We start from the raw sequence: 4,061 nt of genomic DNA on the forward strand, positions 1-4,061 counted from the left end.
TATCAAAATTGATAATATAAACTTTTTCATAAATAGATTGGATAAAATCTTTGAACATCTTTTTGTCTCACTAGAATTCTATATCTAATTACTCATTCTACTACTCAATCACTTGAGTTTCTGCTACTTTCTTGTACCAGTGAGCTGATTTCTTAGGATAACGTTCTTGCGTTTCAAAGTCTACATAGAAGAGACCGTAACGTTTTTCATAACCGTTTGACCATGAGAAGACATCCATTAATGACCAAATGAAGTAACCTTTTACATTAGCTCCATCTGCAATCGCATCAGACAAAACTTCCAAGTGTTGCTTCACGTAATCAATACGACCATCATCGTAAACAGTGTTATCAACAAACTCATCTTTATATCCAAGACCATTTTCAGTGATGTAAATCTTCTTGTAGTTAGGATAATCTTTCTTCACGCGCATGATTTGGTCATACAAACCTTGAGGGTAGATAATCCAATCCCAATCAGTACGTGGTACATAGTCAGGAGCTACACGACGACCAACACCTTTGATTTGATATTTAGAGCTTCCTTTCTCACCCTTACCATTATGGATAATTTCAGTTTCTCCATCAAATGCTTCCATCCAGTCACTCATATAGTAGTTGATTCCTAGGAAATCATTCAAGTCTTTTGCGGCTTCTAATACTTCGAAATCTTCTTCACGAAGATCTAAGCTACCACCATTGACTGATAAGATATGGTTGACACCTTCCATCGTTTCAGCTGAATAGCGACCTAGATAAGTTGCATCCAATATAAATTTATTGTGAATAATATCTTCCAACTCAGCTGCACGAACATCTGCTGGATTTTTAGGATCTAAAGGATACTTGGTTGGCAGTGCGTGAACAACACCAATTTCGCCTTTATAACCTTTATCTTTATATAGCTTGACTGCACGCGCATGAGAAACCATCATATTGTGGTGCGATTGGAAAACTTTGGCAAGGTCGTACTGAATACCTGGAGGGAATTTCCCAACCAAGTATTGACCATCACCGATTGGTCCGATTTCATTGAAGGTTGTCCAATAGTTTACTTCTGGAAATTCTTCAAAACAGAAGGCAGCGTAATCTACAAAGTGTTCGATATTTTCACGGTTTAAGAAGTCGCTATTTGAGTGGAGAGCTTCTGGCGTGTCAAAATGATGAAGAGTTACAAAAGGCTCAACATGACGTTTGTGACATTCTGCAAATAAATTATGATAAAACTCAACACCTTTCTGATTTACTTGACCGTAACCAGTTGGGAAAATACGTGACCAGGCAATAGAAATTCGAATGCCATTGACACCATACTCTTCTGCTAGCTTGAGGTCAACTGGATATCGATTGTAAAAATCACTAGCTGGTTCTGCAGTGTACCAATAGTTATCTTCAAGATATTTATCCCACGCTACTGGTCCTTTTCCATCAGTATGTGTAGCACCTTCTGCTTGATAAGCAGCTGTTGCGCCACCAAAAATAAAGTCTTTTGGTAATGTTTTTGTCATTTTTTCACCTATTTCTTGATTTAAATAAAGTAAAAGTGAGAGGAGTCAGTGAGCCATCCTTCTCCATCTCACTTCTTGTACCAAGTCACCAAATTGTGACATGAGAAGGTAAAAACGATATCTTTTTACCTTCGAATTAACAAGGCGATTAGGAAATTCTCCATAGCGATTTCCGTAACGAGAGGAAACTATTTCAGAGTCCCTAGCCTTAATCGAATTGTGACATGAGGAAGTAAAAACGATGTCTTTTTACCGACGAATTAATAAGGCGATTAGGAAATTCAACATAGCGATTTCCGTAACGAGAGGAGACTATTTCAGAGTCCCTATCGTTAATCAAATTGCGCTTGTACAAATGCTAGAGCACCTTTTCCATCACGAGTTAATTTGATGTATTGAGCGCCTTCTGTTTTCGCAAGTTTAATACCGAGCTTATCTGTTTCTGCTTTCATATCTTCAAAGTTTGAAGCAACTTGAGGGGCAAGGATAACTAGATCAAACTCTGGTAACATTTCACGGTGAGCACCATAGCCACCTGCTGCTGCTTTCACAGGGACATTGTATTCTGCTGCTGCCTTATTCAAAGCATTTGCAAGAAGTCCACTTGTACCTCCACCTGCACAGAGAACGAGGACATTTGTTTCTTCAGTGATGGTATTTTGTGTTGCTTCTACACCCGCTTTTTCAAGAATAGCATCTGCTTTTGCAGTGTTGAAGTTGGCAGCAACTTTGTCTTTCAATTCATCATTAGACTTACCTGAACGCTCTTCTTCGAGAATTTGTTCATCATATACTTTAAGGAATGGATAGTAAATGATTACGTCAACCACGATTAGAAGGGCAGCAAGAATGAATGATAGAACTTGGAAGTTAGTACCAAGAACTAGACCTAGTGGAGCTGGAGTTGTCCATGGTAGATTAGCAGTGAATGAGTTCATTCCAAGTGTTTCAATAAAGAATTTAAAGATCCATACGTTTACGATTGGAGCAAAGATAAATGGAATGAAGAAGATTGGGTTCAATACAAGTGGTGCACCAAACAAGATTGGTTCATTTACACCGAAGAAGGTAGGAACTACTGAAGCACGTCCGATTGCACGGTTACGTTTTGATTTCGTTAACCACATGAACATGAATGGAACAACCAGTGTCGCACCAGTACCACCCATGGTAACGATAAACATTTGTGTACCAGAAGTAAGAATCTTGTCAGCGTGCATCCCTTGTTGGAGAAGGTTCAAGTTGACTTCGGCATTGGCATAGGTAATAGCTGCGATAGCTGGTTCAACGATAGATGGACCATGAATCCCAACAAACCAGAAGAAGGCAAAAGCACCAAAGATAATGGTAATACCAAGATAGCCATCAGCTGCAGAGAATAACGGTGCAAAGAATTTACCGATTGATTCAGCTACGCTTGCACCCACAAAATGACGAGCTAGTAAATCAAGAGCATAAAGTGAAACAACTGAGAGAGTGAATGGAATCACATCTTTAAAGACTTGTGAGATATTTGGTGGAACTTCGTCAGGCATACGAATAGTGACGTTGTTCTTAACACAAACCTTATAGATGGCTACAGTAACAAAGGCAGCAAGGAAGGCTGAAAGCAAACCTTTTGTCCCCAAGAATCCAGTAGCTAGACCATTTTCGATAGGGTCAGCTGCCAACATCAACAAACCAACAATTGCTGCCAACAATGTTGACATATAGTTGATTTGATTTGTTTTCTCCATGCTACGGTTAACTGAGTCCGTCAATGACTTGGCAGTTGTACCAGCTACTAAGAGAGCCAGAATTCCCATTGAATAGCTGTAAGGTTTCATCAGAAAAGTTACAACTTCATCAGACCATTTAAAGCCCCATGAGTTTGGTACAAAAGCAATCAAGATAAAGATACTTGAGAAGAGAATAACAGGCATACCTGCAATAAAACCATCACGAATAGCACGAAGATAGATATTACGAGATAGTTTCTCAAAGAAAGGCTTTCCTTTCTCAATAAATGCAATGAGTTTATTCATTATTTAACTCCTCTCTTGTAGAGTTCGATTAAGTGGTGCATCAAATCTTTTAACAAGATGGTTGTCATCAAGTGGTCTTGGCCATGCATCATGGTCACACTATAAGCTAAGTCTTCACCAGAAGCTTCCTTAGTCAATAGACTTGTTTGAGCGTGGTGAGCCTCTGCAATACAGCTACCAGCTTCCTCTACCAGAGCGTCCGCTTTTTCAAAATCACCAGCTTCAGCAGCCTTCAAGGCTTCCAATAGTTTTGAACGAGCATCGCCAGCATAGGCTACGATTTCAAAACCTAACAATGTTACTTCTTCTCTATTCATGATAGAATTCTCCTTATGTATTTTTAATTAAATTTTTATAACAATAAACGTTGGATATGTAGAACTAGATAAACTCGTTCACTTTTATACAAATCAAGACCCGTATGTTGCGTAATTACATCGTAAATCTTGGAGCCAACTTCGAATGCTTTTGGATAAGATTGTTTGATATGGTCTTCCATATCTAGAAGTGATTGATTATCATCTCTGGAT

At 38.8% G+C, this 4,061-nt stretch carries 4 protein-coding genes; all 4 read right to left on the minus strand.

Annotated features, from left to right (window positions below; all coding sequences use genetic code 11):
• Positions 1-100: 100 nt before the first annotated feature.
• A complete protein-coding gene (lacG, locus tag QZ359_RS07095; protein WP_000169285.1) occupies positions 101-1,507 on the minus strand; it encodes a 6-phospho-beta-galactosidase in 1,407 nt (468 codons plus the stop codon).
• Positions 1,508-1,839: 332 nt separating this feature from the next.
• Positions 1,840-3,531: a lactose-specific PTS transporter subunit EIIC gene (locus tag QZ359_RS07100; RefSeq protein WP_293964876.1), complete on the minus strand. Its 1,692-nt coding sequence runs from the start codon at positions 3,529-3,531 to the stop codon at positions 1,840-1,842.
• Positions 3,531-3,848: a PTS lactose/cellobiose transporter subunit IIA gene (locus QZ359_RS07105; protein ID WP_001078331.1), complete on the minus strand. Its 318-nt coding sequence runs from the start codon at positions 3,846-3,848 to the stop codon at positions 3,531-3,533. Before QZ359_RS07105 ends, QZ359_RS07100 begins: the two co-directional genes overlap by 1 nt.
• Before the next feature lie 35 nt (positions 3,849-3,883).
• On the minus strand, positions 3,884-4,061 hold a 178-nt coding region (locus QZ359_RS07110), incomplete at its 5' end, for a PRD domain-containing protein (protein WP_293964907.1).

The organism is Streptococcus sp. (genome assembly GCF_019414905.1).
Classification (GTDB): domain Bacteria; phylum Bacillota; class Bacilli; order Lactobacillales; family Streptococcaceae; genus Streptococcus.